Here is a 17547-nt window from a genome sequence, read left to right as displayed (position 1 = left end):
TGGGGGGACGATGTACGGGCCGACGACGGCGTTACCGCAGGCCGTGCTGGACGCGATGGCACAGGTGGTCGCCGGTGATTTAAGCCGTGTGGCGCAGGCGATTCCGCCAGCGCCGGCGGCGGAACTGGGCCGGCTGCGGGAGAAGGCGCCGGCGCCGGGACGGCTCGGCCTGATGAGCCCGGCGCAGGCGCTGGTGCGGCGAGAGGGGCAGGCGGCGCGGGCCCGGCAGGTCGCCGCTCCCGCCAACGCGAACCGCGCCCAGCAGGCCGCCGTTCGCGGCGGTGACCGGCTGGGCGGCCTGCCCGACCTGCTCGCCGAACGCCTGCTGGGCGCGCTCGAGCTGACGGTTGCGGCGCTCGACGTCGCGCTGCCCGACCTGGTCGCCGTCCTGCCGACGCTCCCGGACGGTCGCCGCACGGTCAGCGTCGCCACGATGTCCGGTGGCAGCGCGATGTCACCGGAACTGTCCAAACTGGACGGATTCGTACCGGGTTCCCGGGACATGGCCCAGTTCGTCGTCACCGAGCTGGTCACCCACCCGGCGATCGCTCCCCTGCTCGTCGCTACGGGTGAGGACGAGACCGCCATCGCCGCCTCGCACGGCGCGCGGCACCTCGCGCTGAGCGTCGTCGCCACGACCGTTGTGCTGCGGTCGTTGTGGCCCAAGGTCTCCGCCCCTGCGATCATCGGCACCGCGCTCGGCATCGCCGCCCCGATCCTGCGGGAAGCACCGATGCCCGCCGCCTACGCCGAGGCCGAGCTGGCCAAGCGCCGCGCGAACTACCTGATGCCCCGGCACAGCAGCGGTCGCGCCATGGTCGCGGACCACATGTTCGCCCTCGCCGAAGGGCCCGTCGAGTCCACTGTGGACTTCTCCGAGAACGGACTGGTGGCGGTGGTTCCCGGTGGCGTGGCCATCCGGACCGGCCACGAGAACCGCAGCGTCGGATATATCCTGCGGATCGTCGAGGAGCCCCCGGTTGTCGAGCCGGATCCCTTCCTCTGGGAGGAAGCGGTCGAGGTCAGCTGGCACGCCCCGGTCGGCGGCGCGTCCATCGCGGGCGCGGGCCGGGACACCGCTCCCCCGTGGCCCGGCGACTACCGCGTGCGGGTCTGCGCGCGCGGCCGTGACGAGGGCGACGAACGCTACGAGCTCACCGTCTGGCGAGCGCCGCTGGCCGATCCGTTGGTGCACAGGGCTTCCGACCGCCTCGGCCACGTCCTGCGCGGCGAGCCCGAGCCGCCGGTCGTCGTCCCGCCCGAGGCCGACTACCACTGGATCGAGTCCAGTTCCCTGTCGGATGCCGCCACGATCACCTTTGTCGCCGGCAAGTCCGCCACCGAGGTGCTCCGCGACTTCGGCGCGGACCCGTCCGCGCCGGCCTCGGCGCGGGAGCTGTCCGAGCAGGGCACGCTCGATCCGTGGGTCGCGGTGCTCGACGTGCCCGGTGGGGTCGTCGCCGTCGAGTACAACGGCTGGGTCGCCAGCGACGAGCGGGTGATGCGCGCCCTTTCCTCCCCCGACACCGTCGCCGCCAGCATGTACTGGAACGTCAACGCCCTGACCAGGTTCTCCCTGGCCAAGGCCGGCGAGTCGCTGGCGTCCTTCGAACTCGGCCTCCAGGAGCCGTCACCGGCCGCCGAGGCGCTGCTCGAGGATCTCGACGTGGCGAACTACGGCCACCGGCCCGCGAAGGGCGTCTTCGCCGCCGCCCGCTTCACCGGGCTGTCGCTGTCCGCCGAGCAGCTGGCGGTCATCGAGTCCGCCGACGTCGGGTACCCGATCCTGCCACTGCTGCCGGTGCTCTACGCCGATACCCGCAACACGGAGTTCCGCGACGTGCCGGACGACCGCCTCCGCGACCTGGCCTGGTGGGCCGCCGCCTTCGTCGTCGAACGGTCCGAACTGACCGATCACCCCGCCGTCGCCGCCTCGCTGGCCGCCCGGGCGCTGACGCCGGAGGCCGAGCTGCTGGCCCGGCGGTCCGGCCTGTCCGACTACCGCGAGCACCACTGGCTGTGGGCGTGCCTGCACCGCGCCACCAACCCCGACGCCCGGTCCGCCGCCACCGGCGCTCTGGAGGCCGCCCGCTACGCCGTCCCCGGTGCCGCCGCCGAGCTGCTCGACCACACCCGCGCCGTGACCGGTGAGACGAACCGCTAACGGGAGTAATTCAGGTCGGCGCCAGCGAGATTCGCCTTCGACAGGTCGGTGTGCGACAGGTTTGCCTGCACCAACCGGGCGTTGTCGAGGTCGGCGCCGCGGAGGTCCGCGCCGGTGAGGTCGGCCCCGTCGAGGACGGAGAACATCAGTTCGGCCCCGACCAAGCTGGTGCCGACCAGATTCCCGTACGGCAGGCCGATCTTGCCCATCGCGGCGTTGTTCAGGCACGCCCCGTGCAGGTCGACGACCGTGGTGCCGTCGGACATCACCTTGCGCCGCACCAACACGTTCAACGCCTCCTGCACGTCCCGGCCGACCCCCGTGTCCGGACAGTTGCCCGATCCCGCGACGGATCGGATGAACGACGCCAGCTCCGCGGTCACGGCCGGCTGGTCGGCCGGCGACTCCTTGGTCACCGACTCCAGCGCGTCGACGGCCCGGATCCGGGCCTGCACGTCGTCGGACTTCAGCCCGGCCAGCGCCGCCGCGTGCCGGGCGTCGACCGACGCGTGGTCGACACGGTCCCAGTACGCGCCGACGATTCCACCGACGGCCAGCACGACACCGACCAGGACCACCACCGGCCAACGCAGCGGAAGTCTCACGGGGTCAGCAGCCCGCGCTCCAGCCGACGCTGCCGCGCCAGCTCGGGGTCGAGCACCGGCACCGCCGCGAGCAGCGACTTCGTGTACGGGTGCGTGGGATTGTCGTACAGCGCGTCCGTCTCGCCGAGCTCCACCACGGCCCCCTTGCTCATCACGGCGACCCGGTCGCTGACCTGCCGCACCACGGCCAGGTCGTGGGCGACGAAGATCAGCGTGAGGTCGAACTCGGAACGCAGGGAGGCTAGCAAACGGATGATCTGGGCCTGGGTCGACACGTCCAGCGCGGACACCGGCTCGTCACAGACCAGCAGCCGCGGCCGCAGCCCGATGGCCCGCGCGATGCCGATGCGCTGCCGCTGACCGCCGGAGAACTCGTGCGGATACCGGTCGATGCGGTCCGGATCCAGCCCCACGAGCGCGAGCAGCTCGCGGACCCGCTGCCGGGACGCGTCCTCGCCCTGCACGCGCAGCGGGTCGGCGATGCTCTCGCCGATGGTGCGGCGCGGGTTCAGCGACGACACCGGGTCCTGGAACACCATCTGGAGCTCGCGCCGGACCTCTCGGAGCGCCCGGTCGTCGGCCAGATCCCGGCCGTCGAACCGGATCCGTCCGGAGGTGGGCCGCAGCAGTCTGACGATCATGCGCGCCAGGGTGGTCTTGCCGCTGCCGCTCTCGCCGACGATCCCCAGCGCCTCGCCGCGCAGCACGTCCAGCGTGACGCCCTCGACGGCGTGCACCTTGGTCCGGTTCAGGAAGGAGCCGACCGTGAAGACCTGGTGCACGTCATCGACCCGCACCAGCGGCTCACCGCCGACGACCTTCGACTCCCGCGGCTGCTCCAGCCGGGGAACGGCCGCCACCAGCTCGCGCGTGTAGACCGCGCTCGGCGCGCCGAGCACGTCGGCCGCCGGCCCGTGCTCGACCGCCTTGCCGCGCTGCATGACCAGCACGTCGTCGACGTTGCCGGCGGCCACCGCGAGGTCGTGCGTGACCAGGATCAGCGCCATCCCGGTCTCGGCCCGCAGGTCGTGGATCAGGTCCAGGATCTGGGCCTGCACGGTCACGTCCAGCGCGGTTGTCGGCTCGTCGGCGACCAGGACCTCCGGCGACAGCGCCAGGGCCATCGCGATCAGGGCCCGCTGCCGCATGCCGCCGGAGAACTCGTGCGGATAGGCGTCGACCCGCCGTGCGGCGTCGGGGATGCCGACCCGGTCCAGCACCTCGATCGCCCGCTTGCGCGCGGCGCGGCGGTCGACCTTGTTGTGCGCGCGGTAGGCCTCGACGATCTGGTCGCCCACCTTGAAGAACGGGTCCAGAGCGGACAGCGGGTCCTGGAACACCATGGCGATCCGGTTGCCCCGCAGCTGCCGCACCTGTTCGTTCGACGCCGCAAGGACATCCGTGCCGAGCACGTCGATCGAGCCGGTCACGTCCGCGTTACCGCCGCGGTGCAGACCCAGCAGGGACAACGCGGTCGCGCTCTTGCCGGAACCCGACTCCCCCACGATGCCGAGCGCCCGCCCGGCCGCCAGGTCGAACGACAACCCGTCGACGGCGCGGACGGTGTCGCCCTCGGTGTGGAAGTCGATGACCAGATCCCGCACCGACACAACGGATTCGCTCACTGCGGCACCTCGCTAGCGCTCGGTGTCCGCGTTCGCGGACGCTCAGCGTTGAATGGTTCGCTCACAAGCTCGCTCACTGCGGCACCTCGCCAGCGCCCGGTGTCCGCGTTCGCGGACGCTCAGCATTGAATGGTTCGCTCACAAGCTCGCTCACTGCACGCTCACCCTCTTGTCGACCGCCGCGTAGAGCAGGTCGGCGATCGTGTTGCACACCACGATGACGAACCCGATCAGCAGCACCAGCCCGACCACGACGGGCAGGTCGACGTTGCGCACCGCCTGCACGGTCATCTGGCCGAGGCCGGGCAGGCCGAACACGGTTTCGGTGAGCACCGAGGAGGTGAGGATGCCGGCGATGTCCAGCGCCGCCAACGTGATCAGCGGGCTCAACGCGCCGCGCAGCGCGTGCCGGCCGATCACCTGCCGCTCGGGCAGCCCGTACGCCCGGGCGGTGCGGATGTGGTCCTCGGCCAGGGTCTCCAGCATGCCGGCGCGGGACATCCGGACGTAGACCGGCATGGTGGTCAGCGCCAGCACGATCCACGGCAGGACCAGGTTCTGCGCCCACAGCACGGGATCCTCGTCGAACGGGACCCAGGTCGGGAACGGCATCCACTGCAACCAGACGCAGACGATCATCAGCGCCATCAGGCCGGTGATGAAGATCGGCACGGCCAGCCCGCCGAGCACGATCGCGTTCACCACGTGGTCCAGCCACCGGCCGCGGCGCAGCGCCGACAGCACGCCGATGCCGATGCCCAGCGACAGCCACAGAATCGCGGCGCCGATCACCAGCGAGCCGGACACCGGCAGCCGCTCGCCGATGATCTGGAGCACCGGCTCGGTGTACTGGAAGGAATAGCCCAGGCACGGCGCCGCACAGTGCACGATGGACGGTCCGGTGCTGTAGTCCCGGCCGGCGAACAGCCCGACCAGGAAGTGCCAGTACTGGAGGTAGAGCGGCTCGTCCAGGCCCAGGCTGTGCGAGATCAGCGCCAGCCGGTCGGGCGTGCACGCCTTGATCCCGCACACCAGCTGCGCCGGATTGGCCGGCATCAGGAAGAACAGCACGTACACCACCGCCGACATGATCAGCAGCACCGCCACCGCGCCGCTGACCCGGCGCACCGCGTAGCCGAGCACCTCAGCCCGCCTTCCTGGTCAGGCGCGTGGTCCGCGGGTCGAGCGCCACCCGCACACCCTCGCCCACCAGCGTGAACGAGAGCACGGTGAGGAACACCATGACCGCGGGGATCAGCACGTACATCACGTCGCTGCGAAACCACGTCGTCGCCGTGGACAGCATCTGCCCCCACGACGAGGTCGGTGGCCGCACGCCGACGCCGACGAAGGACAGCGCCGCCTCGGTGATCACGTTGGTGGGCAGCAGCAACGCCGCATAGGTGATCACCGGCGCGGCCAGCCCGGGCAGGATCTCCCGGCGTGCGATGCGGAACCCGCCCGCGCCGGACAGCCGGGCCGCGGCGACGAAGTCCCTGGTGCGCAGGGACAACGTCTGCGCCCTGCTGATGCGGGCCGTGCCGCCCCAGCCGAGCACGCCGATCACCAGCGCCAGCAGCAGCGGCCGGGGGAAGGCGTCCGGCACGATGGTCAGCAGCGCCAGCGAGAAGATGATGACCGGGAACGCCAGCGCGATGTCGGCGAGCCGGGTCAGCACGGTGTCCACCAGCTTGCTGCCCAACCCGGCGGCCAGACCCACGGTCACGCCGAGGAACACCTGCACCACCGTCGCGCACACGGCCACCAGCAACGAGATCTGCGCACCCTGGGCGATGCGGGCGAACAGATCGCGGCCGGTCTGCGGCTCCACGCCGAGCCAGTGCTGGCCGCTGATCCCGCCCAGCGGCCCGAGCGGCACGCCGCCGCGCGCCGAGTCGACCAGGTCGCTGTGGAACGAGGCGATGTCCTGGCCCTCGATCGCGGTCAGCACGGGGGCGAACACCGCCAGCAGCACCAGCAGGCCCGCCACGACCGCGCCGAACACGGCGGCGCGGTCGGTGCGGAACCGGCCGGCGAAGACCCGGAAGCCGGGTCTCGCCTCGGACGGGGCGGTCACTTCACGGACACCTGGGACAGGTCGTACACGCCGGTCCAGTCGCTGACGAAGGCGTTCTTCACGTTCTTGCCGTACAGCCGCAGCTGGGTGGTGTGGAACAGCGGCACCAGCGGCGCCTGCTTCATGATCTCGCTGTCCACCTGGCCCCAGCGCTGCGCGGCCTGGTCCGGGTCGGTGATCTTGTTGATCGCGTCGATGTCCGCGTTCACCTTGGGATCGTTGAAGTGCGCGGTGTTGAAGTTGCCGCCGCCGGCCAGGTACTGCCGGCCGTCGAAGATCGGGATGATGAACGGGCCGCCGGACGGCCAGTCCGCGCCCCAGCCCTCCACCGACGCCTGCGGCTGGGTCGCCGGGTTGCTGACCGTGGTGGTGTAGCTGTCGCTGTCGATGCTCTGGAGCTTCACGGTGATGCCGGCCTTCTGGAACGCGTCCTGCACCGCCGTGGCCACCTTCGGCCCGTCCTGGTTGAAGTCGGCGCTGCGGTGGGCCAGCGTGATGGTGATGCCGTTCGAGAAACCGGCCTCGGCCAGCAGCTGCTTGGCCTTGGCGGGGTCGCCGTTCTTGCCGGCCGGGAAGAAGTCGAACGCCTGGTAGCCCATGTTCTTGTTGTCGGGCAGGAACGTCGTCGCCGGGTAGGCCAGCGAGCTGCCGCCGGCCGCGTTGACCACCGACGTGCGGTCGATGGCGTAGCTCAGCGCCTGCCGCACCCGGATGTCGTTGAACGGGGCCTTGGTGTTGTCGAAGGCGATGTAGTACGTGTACGGGAAGCCGCCCTTGGCCACCCGCTTGGCCAGGTCCGGGTTGTTGTCCAGCTGGGCCAGCTCCGACGGGCCGAGGTCGGTGTCGGTGGTGACCGCGTCGCCGTCCTTGCCGGTGCCGGTGGTCAGCCGCTGGTTGATCACCGCCGGGTCCAGGCCGTAGGTCGCCTCGATGCGGTCCGGGCAGGCCAGCCGGTTCGGGTCCACCGCGCGCGACCAGTTGGTGTTGCGCACCAACACCATGCTCTTGCCCTTGTCGTACGACTCGATCTTGTACGGGCCACTGGAGATCGGGTGCTTCTCGTAGTCGGCGCCCTTGTCCTGGGCCTTGGGCACCGGCGCGAACTGCGTCGCCGTGGCCAGGTAGGGGAAGTCGCCGTGCGGCGAGTTGAGGTGGAAGACGATGGTCTTGGCGTCGGGGGTCTCGATCGCGGCGATGCCGTTCGGATCCTTGTAGGGCCCCGGGTAGTTCTGCGCGCCGACGAGCCAGTCGTGCAGGTAGGGCGCGCCGCCGGGCAGCTCGGCCGCGAAGCCGCGCTCGATGCCGTACTTCACGTCCTGCGCGGTGATCGCCGTGCCGTCCTCGAACTTCAGGCCGTCCCGCAGGTGATATGTCCACACCGTGGCGTCGGCGTTGGGCTCGCCGGTGTCGGTGGCCAGGTCCGGGGCGACCTTCGCGCCGTCCGCGCCGGCCTTGCGGGTCCTGGTCGTCAGCGTCCGGAACAGCAGGGACGGGATGTTGCCGCCGCCGGAGGTGTAGAGCCGCGCCGGGTCCAGGTGCGAGGCGGCGTCGTCCTGGTTGAGGACATCCAGCGTGCCGCCCTGGCAGTTGTTCGCGTCGAACGCGGTGCTGGCGCTCTGGGCGCCGCCGCCGCAGGCGGTCAGGGTGCCGGCCAGTAGCAGCCCGGCCACGAGCAGAGACGATCCTCGCCAGGTCATCGGTGTTCCCCCACCTCGAACTCGGACAGTGAACGGATGGTCGCAGACCCTAACCGCCGCGGACACCCGTCGATCGGCCGTCCACCCCTTGAGATCCGCGCTTATTGCCATTAAGTTGCAACAGGAGCATCGAACGGGGAGGGCACATGACCAGCACCGACATCGTCGATCCGGCCGTCGCGGCCGAGTGGCTGCGCCGCTGGGACGCGCAGCAGGAGCACTACATCGCCGACCGTGAGCTGCGGTTCACAGTTATCGGCGACATCCTCGCGGACACGCTCGGCGAGCACCCGTCGCCCACCGTGCTCGACCTGGGCTGCGGCCCCGGCTCGCTGGCCGGCCGGCTGGCGGGCCGGCTGCCGAGCGCCCAGCTGGTGGGAATCGACACCGATCCCCTGCTGCTGGCCTTCGCCCGCGCCACGACGCCGCCGAACGTGCGGTACGTCGAGTCGCGGCTGGGCGTGCCCGGCTGGGCGGACGCGCTGGAGCTCACCGGCCCGGTGCAGGCGGCCGTGTCCACCACCGCGCTGCACTGGCTGCCCGAGGAGGGCCTGAGCCGGCTCTACCGGGACCTGTTCGAGCTGATCGAGCCCGGCGGCGTGCTGGTCGACGGTGATCACTTCATCGAGTCGCAGCCCCGGCTGGCGGAGCTCCAGAAGATGGTGCGGCGCGAGCGGGAGGCCCGGGTCGGCGTGACCGCCAACGAGAACTGGCAGCAGTGGTGGGCCGCCGTCGAGGCGGAGGAAACGTTTGCCGGACTCCTCGCCCAGCGCCGCGAGCGGGCGGTGCCGGCCGACGACCACGGCGTCGGTCTCGGCCTCGACGCCCACGTCGATTTGTTGCGGGCCGCCGGGTTCCGCGAGGTGGGCTTCGTATGGCAGTCCGGTGACGATCGGGTGCTGGTCGCCGTCCGCTAGTTGAAAAGGTTCTCGGCCTCGCTTAGGTTGCGGCCATGAGTGAGCTGATCAGCCTCGCGGCGAACGGGGTGGGCCTGGTCCTGGAAACCGGCCCGGGCCTGCCCCGCGTGCTGCACTGGGGCGCCGACCTCGGTCCCGTGGACGACGCGTTGGTTCTCGCCTCGACGCCCGGCGTGGCGCCGAGCTCCGTCGACACGCCGATCCGGCTCACCGTGCTGCCGTCCGAACAGGAGGGTTGGCTCGGCCGCCCCGGCACGGCCGGCCACCGCGAGGGCTCGTACCAGCACGTGCGGCCGGAGTTGATCGCGCCGGTCGCCGTGGACGGCAACTCGGTCACCTTCACCGCGGCCGATTCCCTTGCCGGCGTGGAATTCCACGTCGAGCTGCACCTCGACCCGCAGGGCGTGCTGCGGGTCCGGCACGAGATCGTCAACACCGGCGCCGACACGTGGACGGTGGACGCCCTGCGGCTGCTGCTGCCGGTGCCCACGCACGCGTCGGAGCTGCTGGACCTCACCGGGCGGTGGTGCCGGGAGCGGTCGCCACAGCGCAGCCCGTTCCTGCACGGCCTGCGGGCGCGCGAGAGCCGCCGCGGCCGCACCGGTCACGACGCGACCGGGCTGCTCGTCGCCGGCACCGACGGCTTCGGGTTCCGGCACGGCGAGGTGTGGGGCGTGCACCTCGCGTGGAGCGGCAACCACGAGCACTTCGCCGAGCGGCTGGCCGAAGGCGTCAGCGTGCTCGGCTCGGCGGAAATCCTTGCCCCGGGCGAGATCCGCCTCGGCCCCGGCGAGTCGTACGCGACGCCGTGGGCGTTGTTCGTGTGGTCCGACCGGGGTCTGGACGGACTGAGCGACCGCCTGCACGCGTGGATGCGGGCCCGCGACTCGCATCCGTCCACGCCGCGGCCGGTCGTGCTCAACACGTGGGAAGCCGTCTACTTCAACCACGACCTGGACCGGCTCAAGGCGCTGGCCGACCGGGCCGCGGAGATCGGCGTCGAACGGTTCGTGCTGGACGACGGCTGGTTCCTCGGCCGGCGGGACGACAGCGCCGGGCTCGGCGACTGGTACGTGGACACCCAGGTGTGGCCGGACGGGCTCAAGCCGCTGGTGGATTACGTGCGGGACAAGGGAATGCAGTTCGGGCTGTGGTTCGAGCCCGAGATGGTCAACCCCGACTCGGAGCTGGCCCGGGCGCACCCCGACTGGCTGCTGGTCGCCGGTGACCGGCTCGCGCGGCCGTGGCGGCAGCAGCAGGTGCTGAACCTGGCCAAGCCCGAGGTGTTCGACTATCTGTTGGAGCGCCTGGACTCCCTCGTCGCCGAGTACCGGATCGACTACATCAAGTGGGATCACAACCGGGACCTGATGGAGGCCGTGCCGGGCGTGCACGGTCAGACCGCGGCGGTGTACCGGCTGCTCGACGCGCTGCGGTCACGGCATCCGGCGCTGGAGATCGAGTCCTGCTCCTCCGGCGGCGCCCGAGTGGATCTCGGCATTCTCGGGCACACCGACCGCGTGTGGGCGTCCGACACCAACGATGCCGTTGAGCGGCAACGGATCCAGCGCTGGATGGGCCTGCTCGTGCCGCCGGAGCTGATCGGCAGCCACGTCGGGCCGCCGGAGGCGCACACCACCGGGCGCGTCACCGAGCTGCCGTTCCGCTGCGCCACGGCCCTGTTCGACCACGCCGGGCTGGAGTGGGACCTCACCGGCCTGTCCGCCGAGGAACTGGCCCAGCTCACCGGGTGGATCGCCGTGTACAAGCGGCTGCGGCCGCTGCTGCACGGGGGCGTGACCGTACGGGCCGATCACACCGATCACGGCTCCCTGCTGCACGGCGTCGTCGGCGACGGGCACGCCGTTTTCTGTTACGCCCGGCTGGAAACCTCCCCCGACGCGGTGCCCGCCCGCCTGCGCTTCCCCGGCCTGGACCCCGCGCGCCGCTACACCGTACGGGCCATCCCCGAGCTGGCTCCCGCCGCCAGCCGCTTCGCCCAGCAGACCCCGTGGGTCGCCACCGGCGTCACCCTCCCCGGCGCCACCCTGGCCACCTTCGGCCTCCAAGCCCCGCTCCTAGGCCCCGCCCAAGCCCTGGTCCTGGAACTCACCCCCGCCTGATCACCCCGGCGAGTCGCGCTCACAGACACAACGAATGTAGGTCTGGGGCAGTTGCCGAACGCCACCTGAGTGGCTCACTTGGCCACCACCGCCAACCGAGCCACTCAGGTGCGCCCGCTTCGCCCCCCGAGTCCCGCCCAGCGTCGCGTCGATCCCCGGACTCCGGCAGATCGGCGCGTCGCTCCGCCACCTCATCCCAGCGAGTCCCACCCAGCGCTATCGCGAACCCGGTTCCGCCACAACCGACCCCTCACGCCGCCGCACTCCCCCACCCACCCGGCGAGTCCCCGGACGTCACACCGATCCCCAGTTTCCGACAGAACTGAGCTCCCAGTCTCGTTTCTGCCTGAAACCGACATTCGGTGTGTCCGTCAGCGCGACTCGCGGGGGTTGGGCGTTGACGGGGGCTTCGGGCGCTTCTAACCTGGGGTCCGCCGCGCATGAAAAGGTTTACAGTCCTATTCACGCCCGGAGGGATCATGGTCCGTCGTCCACTATGGATAGTCACCATCGCGATCTCCCTGCTCGTCGCGGTCGCCATGGCTCCCGCAAGCCAGGCCGCCAAGGATCCTGGCAACCCGTACAACGACCCGAACCTCGTCTCCATGTTCGACGGCAAGACGCTGGACGGGTGGACCTCGCAGGCCGCGGGCCAGTGGTCGGCGCAGAACGGCGTCATCCACGGCAACGGCACCTCGCGCGGCTGGCTGTACTACAACAAGGTCCAGGCCGGCACCTTCCGCTGGATCTTCAACGTCCGCCAGGTGGTCGGCAACCACGCCCCGACGGTGCTGATCTGGGGCACCACCAACCCCATCCGCGACGCGCTGAGCGCCATCCAGTTCCAGCCGCCCAACGGCGGCCACTGGGACTACCGCCCCGGCAAGAACAACGGCGGCGGCAAGCTGTTCAAGCAGCTGCCGCACACCAAGTTGGACATCCACAACTGGAGCCAGTGCGAGCTGATCGGCAACAAGACCACCGGCGTCGCCCGGATGGCCTGCTGCCCGCTGTCGGGCACCGCCACCACGTGCAAGGGCACCGAGGTGCTGGACTTCACCGACAAGACCGCCGGCCGTGACGGCCCGCTGGCGCTCCAGGTGCACAACAAGGGGATCCAGGACGAGTACCGCAGCCTGTACGTCGAGTCCCCCGTCGTGACGAGCCCGGACAAGTTCATCACCACGAGCTGAAAACCGTTCGCGAGGGACGCGCCGGCGCGGCTACAGTCGCCGGCGCGCCCTTCGACGACGGCAGAGGAGGTGGGAGCGATGGTCACTCGACTGTTCACGTGCTCCCACCGGACCCACAGGGCGTGACAACCGGGAGCACACACCGATTCTCCCGGAGTTGCCCGCATGTCTGATCTGATCGTCCGGCCCCTCGCGGCCGGCGAAGAGGCCCTGTTCGACTCGCTGCCCGACCCCGGCCTGGTCGGCTACGCCCCCTTGGGTATCACCTACGCCACCGGCGATTACCGCCTCGAATGGACGTGGATCGCGCTGCGCGACGGCGTTGTCGTTGCCCGGGCGGTGTGGTGGGGCGGGCCCGACGACACCGAGCCGAAGGCGTTGGACTGGTTCGACTTCACCGACGCAGACGCCGCCGTGCACCTGCTGCGCACCGCCCCGCTCAGTGCCGAGTACTCGCTCATCCTGCCGCCGAAGTGGCGCGACGACCCGGCGGTGCACGCCGCCGCCACGGCGCGTCTCGACGCGGCGACCGCCGCCGGCATGACCTACCTCGTCGAGCGATACACCTACACCTGGACTCCGGACTGCGGGCTGCCGGAGCGCAGCACGCGCCTGGAGTTCCGGCCCGAGCCCGACGACGACGTCATCTTCACCCTGTTCCGCCGCGTCAACGCGACCAGTGTCGACGCACACGCCCGGCGCGTCATCGAGGAGAAGGGCCTGGACGCGTCCGCCCAGGACGATCTCGACTACCTGCTCTGGATGCCGAGCCCACGCGAGTGGTGGCGGCTCGCGTACACGCCGGACGGCGAACTCGTCGGGCTGGCCGCGCCCTGTTACCACTACAGCGCCCACTGCATCGGCTACATCGCGGTGCTGCCCGAGCAGCGCGGCCACGGCTACTCCTACGACCTGCTGGCGGAGGCCACCCACATGCTCGCCGCCGAAGGCGCGCAGAAGATCGTCGCCAGCACTGACGTGCCGAACGTCCGGATGGCCAGGACGTTCGCCAGGGCCGGATATCCGGTGACGCGGCACCGGATCGATCTGCTGCCGTAACGACCCGTACGATCCTCAAGCGTGCGGATCCCGATCTTGCTGACGGCGATTGTGCTGATCACGGCCGTGCTCGTCACGCCGTCGGCGCAGGCCCCGGGCCCCGGCCGCTTCGCCTGGCCGACCTCGGTCAGCGCGAACGGCCGGTACCTGCTGGACCAGCGGGGCCACCCGTACCTGATCGCCGGCGACTCGCCGCAGGCCCTGTTCGTGACGATGTCGGTGGCGCAGGCCAGGACCTTCCTCACCGACCGGCGGGCCGCCGGCTTCAACACGCTCTGGCTGAACACCCTCGTCGGCCCCGACCAGGGCGGTCATCCCGACGACGCCACCTTCGACGGCGTCGCCCCGTTCACCACCGCGGGCGACCTCTCCACGCCCAATCCCCGGTACTGGGACCGGGTCGAGGAGATGATCTCCGCCGCCGCCGACCACGGCCTGACCGTCTGGCTCAACCCGGCCGAGACCTGCGGCCACCTGCAACTGTTGCGGGACAACGGTCCCGACAAGGCCTACGACTTCGGCGCGGACCTGGGCAGGCGATTCGCCAAGTATCCCAACATAGTCTGGCTCAACGGCTGCGACCTCCAGACGTGGCGCGATCCGAAGGACGACGCCCTGGTCATGGCGGTGTCGCGCGGCATCCGCGACAACGATCCCGCGCACCTTCAGACCGTCCAGCTGAACTACGACAGCAGTGGCTCGCTGGACGACCCCAGCTGGCGGCCGATGATCCAGCTGGACGCGGCCTACACGTACTACCCGACCTATGCTCAGGTCCTCAAGGAGTACGACCGGCCGGACGCGCTGCCGGTGTACATGACCGAGGGCAACTACGAGGACGAGCACGACTACGCCGGCCCGCACACGCTGCGCCGCCAGGAGTACTGGGCGATGCTGTCCGGCGCCACCGGCCAGCTCTACGGCAGCGGCTGGACCTGGAAGTTCAAGGAGGGCTGGCAGGAGCACCTGGACACCCAGCCCACCCGCGAGTTCCGGCTGATGACCGACCTGTTCCGGGCCAGCCGCTGGTACGACCTCGTGCCGGATGAGGATCACTCACTTATCACCGACGGCTACGGCACCTTCGCCTCCACCGGCACCGTCAACGACAGCGACTACGCCACCGCGGCCCGCACCGCCGACGGCCGGCTCGCCATGGTCTACGTGCCCACGGCGCGGACGTTGACCGTCGACCTGGACAAGATGCGGCCCGGCGCGGTCGCGTACTGGTACGACCCGACCTCCGGCGCCTTCCAGCCCGCCAAGCCCTCCACCGACCATGGCCCGGCCCAGTTCACCACGCCCGGCCACAACCACCTCGGCGAGGACGACTGGGTGCTGCGCATCAGCTCGGCCGGCTGACGATTCGGCGTGCGCCGAACCGTCGAATGCCTAAGCTTCCCGGCATGACGACCTTCCGGGAGCTGCACCAGAGCGGGTTCTTCGTGCTGCCCAACGCCTGGGACCCGGCGTCCGCGCAGCTGCTGTCGGCGGTGCCCGGGGTGCCGGCGATCGGCACGACCAGCGCCGGCGTCGCCGCCGCCCTCGGCCAGCCCGACGGCGAGCGGATGCCGCTGGCGGTGATGATCAAGGCCGTCGCCGCCATCATCGAGGCGTCCGCGGTGCCGGTGACCGCCGACCTGGAGGGCGGCTACGGCGACATCCGCGCCTGCATCGCCGCCGCCGTCGACGTCGGCGCCGCCGGCGTCAACATCGAGGACGTCCGCTACCCCGACGGGGCCATCCGCGACGCCGCCGAGGCCGCCGACCGCATCGCCACCGCGCGGTCCGTCAGCGACGACCTCGTCATCAACGCGCGCACCGACGTGTGGTGGTCCGGCTCCCGCGATTTCGACGAGGGGGTGGCCCGCCTGCGGCGATTCCTCCAGGCCGGCGCCGACTGCGTGTTCGTCCCCGGTTTCCCCGAGGCGCAGATCCCCGAGCTCGTCGCCGCCCTGCCCGGCGCCGCGATCAACATCCTGGCCTCGCCCACGCTGCCCTACCCGGAGGTGCTCGCCGCGATGGGCGTGCGCCGGGTGTCCACCGGCTCGTGGTTGTGCCGCCTGGCCTGGGGTTCTTCCCGCGACGCGCTCGCCGGCCTGCTCGGCGGCCAGGGCTTCGCCGGCCTCGCCACCACGCTGTCCTACCCGGACCTGATGAAGGCTCTTGATAAACGCTATTAACCCGTGACCTGAGGGTGTCATCATTCCCGCCGAACAGTAGGGGGGAATGACCACATGGACGAGCCGTCCATCGAGCCGGCGCGCGCCCAGTCCGCGCCGGAGGATCCGATCGCCGACCTGCCGAGACCCGAGTACCAGCCCTGGCAGCCCACCACGCCGCAGAACCCGTGGCAGCCGGGCGCACCCGGGCTCGACCGGCCGCAAGGCCCCTGGCAGCCGGCCGACGGCCAGGTCGGGCCGATGCGGGCGCCCGCCACCTGGCAGCCTCAGCTGACCTGGCCGGACCCGGGCCCGTGGCATCCGCCGCTCAAGGCCGACGCCGGCCTGCCGCCCGGCTGGCACGCGCCGCTGCGCGCCGACCTCGTCCCGGCCCCGCAGCCGCGCAAGCGGCGGAGCAAGCGGGTCATCCTCATCGCCGCGGCGATCGTCGTGCTGCTGGTCGCCGGCGTCACGACCTGGCTCGTGTGGCCGCCCGACCGCAGCCCGTTCGAACAGGCCGTGGCCAACCTCGCCACCCAGCCCGTGGTGAACTACAAGGCGGCACTGCCCGACGGCACGCAGTGGGACGGCCGCACCACCGAGCACGGTGACGCCATCGGTTGGCTGACGGGCCGCGGCCAGCGGTTCCCGTTCATGCTGCTGAACTCCAAGCTGTACGTGCGGCTGGACGCCGGCCTGTTCCCGCCGGGCGTGGACACCCAGCTGCCCGACGGCGTCAAGCTGAAGGACCGGTGGGTCACCGGCGACCTCGGCCTGCTGGGGCCGCTGATCAATCAGTCGATCAAGCCGTCGGTGATCGCCGACCGGCTGCGCGGCGAGGTGGCCGCCACGCCGAAGCTGCCCGCCCCGAGCGACGACGGCACGACGATCGACAACGTCCCCGTGCTCAAGGCCGACACCCCGAACGGCACGCTGTACGTGGCCAAGTACCAGCCGTACCAGGTGGTCCGCTGGATCGACAGGAACACCACGAAGTCGCAGGCCGCGTTCGCCAACCCCGGCCGCAAGCTCCAGCTCAACGGCGGCCAGTCGGGCTACAGCGGGCTCGGCACGGTTGATTTCACGCCGATGAACGCCAACGACGTCGACCAGACGTACGACGACATGGAGACCGACGTCGGCCAGCTCGGCGACGCCCTCGACAGCAGCGTGCGCATGACCTTCGACGGCATCGACCACATCGACGGGCTCAAGGCGTGCGCCACCGGCCCCGGCTGCACGGTGACCGCGCACTTCGTCGACACGCCCCGCGGTCTGCACGGCACCCTGCCCAACGAGGTCACCGCGCAGATGACCGCGCAGGTGACGCTCAACGACACCGACGCCGGCACCTGCACCACGACCGGCAAGGTCGCTTCGAACGGTCCCGGCACGCTCGGCTGCACCGTCACGAACATGGCCGGCGCGTTCCAGCAGGCCAACGACAAGGCCAAGGCCGATGCCGAGGCGAAGGCCGGCTACAGCGGCTACATCTCCTGGTACGTCCAGGCGAACGTGAAGGTGTTCGCGCTGCCGGTCGCCTCGGTCGACCTGGTCGCCGAGGGCAAGCGGCTGGAGTCGCTGCGGCCCGACCGCGCGTGCGGCTGGACCGACAAGGGCGGCAGCAAGCGGGATCCGATCCAGTTGACGCAGATGGGCTTCACCGCCCGGTACGACACCGCGCGCTACCCGGACTTCGAGATCCACGTGTTCCGGGACGGCCAGGCCTACGGCGACTTCGGCCCCAGCGGCTGGTTCGCCAAGAACGGCGGCTCAATCCCGTCCGACGTGCCGGCGGGCCTGAACACCGACCTGAAGACCGTCGCCGTCACGTTCATGAAGGCCAGCGGCACGCTCAAGGACGGCGACGACACCACCGGCGACAAGTGGAAGCGCCCCGCCCCGCACTGCTGAGGAATGATCAC

General features: G+C 70.9%; 13 protein-coding genes. 8 read left to right on the top strand and 5 right to left on the bottom strand.

What is annotated here, in order from left to right; genetic code table 11:
• Window positions 1-10: 10 nt before the first annotated feature.
• Window positions 11-2164: a DUF6461 domain-containing protein gene (locus BCF44_RS41600; RefSeq protein ID WP_116180012.1), complete on the top strand. Its 2154-nt coding sequence runs from the start codon at window positions 11-13 to the stop codon at window positions 2162-2164.
• On the opposite strand, the gene BCF44_RS58115 is transcribed toward BCF44_RS41600, so the two are convergent.
• The 5 genes from BCF44_RS58115 to BCF44_RS41575 all read right to left on the bottom strand — a co-directional run bounded on the left by BCF44_RS58115 (window position 2161) and on the right by BCF44_RS41575 (window position 8168).
• A complete protein-coding gene (locus BCF44_RS58115) occupies window positions 2161-2769 on the bottom strand; it encodes a pentapeptide repeat-containing protein (protein ID WP_116180011.1) in 609 nt (202 codons plus the stop codon). The two genes, BCF44_RS41600 and BCF44_RS58115, sit on opposite strands and share 4 nt — an antisense overlap.
• Window positions 2766-4394 (bottom strand): ABC transporter ATP-binding protein, encoded by a 1629-nt coding sequence (locus tag BCF44_RS41590; RefSeq protein ID WP_116180010.1) that lies wholly within the window; start codon window positions 4392-4394, stop codon window positions 2766-2768. The genes BCF44_RS58115 and BCF44_RS41590 overlap by 4 nt, the downstream gene beginning before the upstream one ends.
• 150 nt (window positions 4395-4544) lie before the next feature.
• Window positions 4545-5537, bottom strand: coding sequence for an ABC transporter permease (locus BCF44_RS41585; protein WP_211353468.1), 993 nt, complete (start codon window positions 5535-5537; stop codon window positions 4545-4547).
• 1 nt (window position 5538) lies between these two features.
• Complete coding sequence (locus BCF44_RS41580; protein ID WP_116180009.1) at window positions 5539-6471, bottom strand: ABC transporter permease; 933 nt, start codon at window positions 6469-6471, stop codon at window positions 5539-5541.
• Window positions 6468-8168, bottom strand: a complete 1701-nt coding sequence (locus tag BCF44_RS41575) for an ABC transporter substrate-binding protein (RefSeq protein WP_116180008.1) — start codon at window positions 8166-8168, stop codon at window positions 6468-6470. The genes BCF44_RS41580 and BCF44_RS41575 overlap by 4 nt, the downstream gene beginning before the upstream one ends.
• A 146-nt stretch (window positions 8169-8314) precedes the next feature.
• Between BCF44_RS41575 and BCF44_RS41570 the strand changes: the two genes are divergently transcribed.
• The 7 genes from BCF44_RS41570 (at window position 8315) to BCF44_RS41540 (ending at window position 17536) form a co-directional block, all read left to right on the top strand.
• The gene (locus BCF44_RS41570) at window positions 8315-9085 is read left to right on the top strand and encodes a class I SAM-dependent methyltransferase (protein WP_116180007.1); all 771 of its coding nucleotides are present in this window, start codon (window positions 8315-8317) and stop codon (window positions 9083-9085) included.
• A 35-nt stretch (window positions 9086-9120) separates the two neighbouring features.
• Complete coding sequence (locus BCF44_RS41565; RefSeq protein ID WP_116180006.1) at window positions 9121-11208, top strand: alpha-galactosidase; 2088 nt, start codon at window positions 9121-9123, stop codon at window positions 11206-11208.
• Window positions 11209-11687: 479 nt separating this feature from the next.
• The gene (locus tag BCF44_RS41560) at window positions 11688-12401 is read left to right on the top strand and encodes a 3-keto-alpha-glucoside-1,2-lyase-like domain-containing protein (RefSeq protein ID WP_116180005.1); all 714 of its coding nucleotides are present in this window, start codon (window positions 11688-11690) and stop codon (window positions 12399-12401) included.
• Window positions 12402-12566: 165 nt separating this feature from the next.
• Window positions 12567-13460 (top strand): GNAT family N-acetyltransferase, encoded by an 894-nt coding sequence (locus BCF44_RS41555; protein WP_116180004.1) that lies wholly within the window; start codon window positions 12567-12569, stop codon window positions 13458-13460.
• Between the two features lie 21 nt (window positions 13461-13481).
• A complete protein-coding gene (locus BCF44_RS41550) occupies window positions 13482-14822 on the top strand; it encodes an apiosidase-like domain-containing protein (RefSeq protein ID WP_116180003.1) in 1341 nt (446 codons plus the stop codon).
• Between the two features lie 44 nt (window positions 14823-14866).
• Window positions 14867-15643 carry an isocitrate lyase/PEP mutase family protein gene (locus tag BCF44_RS41545; protein WP_170218037.1) on the top strand — a complete coding sequence of 259 codons (777 nt, stop codon included), beginning with the start codon at window positions 14867-14869 and terminating at the stop codon, window positions 15641-15643.
• Between the two features lie 54 nt (window positions 15644-15697).
• Window positions 15698-17536, top strand: coding sequence for a hypothetical protein (locus BCF44_RS41540; RefSeq protein ID WP_116180001.1), 1839 nt, complete (start codon window positions 15698-15700; stop codon window positions 17534-17536).
• Window positions 17537-17547: the final 11 nt, after the last annotated feature.

It is taken from the genome of Kutzneria buriramensis, assembly GCF_003387475.1.
GTDB lineage: Bacteria > Actinomycetota > Actinomycetes > Mycobacteriales > Pseudonocardiaceae > Kutzneria > Kutzneria buriramensis.
Note: the sequence above shows the minus strand (reverse complement) of the source record. Positions and strands in the feature narration are given on the sequence as shown.

Excerpts from the sequence above, each read along its gene's own strand:
- BCF44_RS41565 (WP_116180006.1), top strand. The coding sequence starts at position 9,121 with ATGAGTGAGCTGATCAGCCTCGCGGCGAACGGGGTGGGCCTGGTCCTG.
- BCF44_RS41540 (WP_116180001.1), top strand. The coding sequence starts at position 15,698 with ATGGACGAGCCGTCCATCGAGCCGGCGCGCGCCCAGTCCGCGCCGGAG.
- BCF44_RS41560 (WP_116180005.1), top strand. The coding sequence starts at position 11,688 with ATGGTCCGTCGTCCACTATGGATAGTCACCATCGCGATCTCCCTGCTC.
- BCF44_RS41570 (WP_116180007.1), top strand. The coding sequence starts at position 8,315 with ATGACCAGCACCGACATCGTCGATCCGGCCGTCGCGGCCGAGTGGCTG.
- BCF44_RS41555 (WP_116180004.1), top strand. The coding sequence starts at position 12,567 with ATGTCTGATCTGATCGTCCGGCCCCTCGCGGCCGGCGAAGAGGCCCTG.
- BCF44_RS41545 (WP_170218037.1), top strand. The coding sequence starts at position 14,867 with ATGACGACCTTCCGGGAGCTGCACCAGAGCGGGTTCTTCGTGCTGCCC.
- BCF44_RS41575 (WP_116180008.1), bottom strand. The coding sequence starts at position 8,168 with ATGACCTGGCGAGGATCGTCTCTGCTCGTGGCCGGGCTGCTACTGGCC.
- BCF44_RS41600 (WP_116180012.1), top strand. The coding sequence starts at position 11 with ATGTACGGGCCGACGACGGCGTTACCGCAGGCCGTGCTGGACGCGATG.